The sequence below is a fragment of the Burkholderia sp. Bp9016 genome (assembly GCF_003857765.1).
Classification (GTDB): Bacteria; Pseudomonadota; Gammaproteobacteria; order Burkholderiales; family Burkholderiaceae; genus Burkholderia.
The window spans coordinates 1-1333 of record NZ_QTPY01000075.1 but is presented as its reverse complement, the minus strand read 5'-3'; the positions used below and the strand labels follow the sequence as shown (position 1 = coordinate 1333).

The 1333-nt window shown below is 63.3% G+C and carries 2 protein-coding genes; both read left to right on the top strand.

Features of this window, described 5'->3' with window-relative positions; translation table 11 throughout:
* On the top strand, positions 1-588 hold a 588-nt coding region (locus tag DIE13_RS32475), incomplete at its 5' end, for a dTDP-glucose 4,6-dehydratase (protein ID WP_124831040.1).
* Positions 589-599: 11 nt separating this feature from the next.
* On the top strand, positions 600-1333 hold a 734-nt coding region (gene rfbA, locus DIE13_RS32470; protein WP_124831039.1), incomplete at its 3' end, for a glucose-1-phosphate thymidylyltransferase RfbA.

The following is a 1333-nucleotide window of genomic DNA, read 5'->3' as shown; positions in this document are numbered from 1 at the left end:
TCGGCGACGAAGGCCGGTTCCGATCATCTCGTACGTGCCTACCATCACACATACGGGCTGCCGACGCTGACCACGAACTGTTCGAACAACTACGGTCCATACCAGTTCCCCGAGAAGCTGATTCCGCTGATGATCGCGAACGCGCTCGCCGGCAAGTCGCTGCCCGTGTACGGCGACGGCCAGAACGTGCGCGACTGGCTGTACGTCGGCGACCATTGCTCGGCGATCCGCGAAGTCCTCGCCCGCGGCCGGACCGGCGAAACGTACAACGTCGGCGGCTGGAACGAGAAAACGAATCTGGAAGTCGTTCATACGCTGTGCGACCTGCTCGACCAGGCGCGTCCGAAGGCGGCCGGTTCGTATCGCGACCAGATCGCGTACGTCACCGACCGTCCCGGTCACGATCGCCGTTATGCGATCGACGCGCGCAAGCTCGAGCGCGAACTCGGCTGGAAGCCCGCCGAGACGTTCGAGACCGGCCTCGCGAAGACGGTCGACTGGTATCTCGGCAATCAGGCCTGGGTCGACGAAGTCTTGTCCGGCGACTACCGGAAATGGGTCGCAACAAACTACGCGCATCGCGCGTAAGGGCAACGGACATGGCACGCAAGGGCATTATTCTGGCCGGCGGATCCGGCACCCGGCTGTATCCGATCACGCACGCAGTGTCGAAGCAACTGCTGCCTGTGTACGACAAGCCGATGATTTATTACCCGCTGTCGACGCTGATGATCGCCGGCATTCGCGATGTGCTGATCATCTCGACGCCGCAGGACACGCCGCGCTTCGAATCGATGCTCGGCGACGGCAGCCAGTGGGGGATGAACATTCAGTACGCCGTGCAGCCGTCGCCTGACGGCCTCGCGCAGGCGTTCGTGATCGGCCGCGATTTCGTCGGCAACGACCCGTCGGCGCTGATCCTCGGCGACAACATCTTCTACGGGCACGATCTGGCGAAGCAGCTCGAGCGCGCGGACGCACAGGACGCGGGCGCGACGGTGTTCGCGTATCACGTGCACGATCCGGAGCGTTACGGCGTCGTCGAATTCGACGAAGAATTCCGCGCGCTGTCGATCGAAGAGAAGCCGGCAAAACCGCGTTCGAACTACGCCGTCACCGGTCTCTACTTCTACGACAACCGCGTGTGCGACATCGCGGCCGACATCAAGCCGTCGCCGCGCGGCGAGTTCGAAATCACCGACGTCAATTCGCGCTATCTCGCGGACGGCGCGCTGAACGTCGAGATCATGGGACGCGGCTATGCATGGCTCGACACGGGCACGCACGATTCGCTGATCGAGGCGGCAAGCTTCATCGCGACGCTGCAGAAGCG